We start from the raw sequence: 331 nt of genomic DNA on the forward strand, positions 1-331 counted from the left end.
AAAAATCCACAAAAGCAACCACTCTTTGTCCATATTGTTGATCGTTAATCGGACATATATACACTTTTTCTACTGTGCTGTGTTGCAGACAAACACGTTCAATTTCTTCTGGAATGATATTCTCTCCACCACTTATAAATTGCCTATCTTTACGACCTAATATGTGCAAGTGACCATTTACGATACAACCTATATCTTTGATATTTAGCCATTCTTCTGGGGCAATAAGGCGTATTTTCTTATTTTCAAAATACCCTATACACCGTGTTTTTCCACGACAATAGACTTCATCATTTATTATTTTTACTTGTCGATAAGGTAATACTTTGAG

General features: G+C 34.1%; 1 pseudogene. It reads right to left on the minus strand.

The features are described 5' to 3' along the window. A pseudogene (locus tag GQR38_RS20280) lies at positions 1–331 on the minus strand (2-succinylbenzoate-CoA ligase); the annotation flags it as partial.

Origin of the sequence: Pseudoalteromonas sp. c7(2019) (genome assembly GCF_011378625.1) — a bacterium.
Classification (GTDB): Bacteria; Pseudomonadota; Gammaproteobacteria; order Enterobacterales; family Alteromonadaceae; genus Pseudoalteromonas; species Pseudoalteromonas arctica.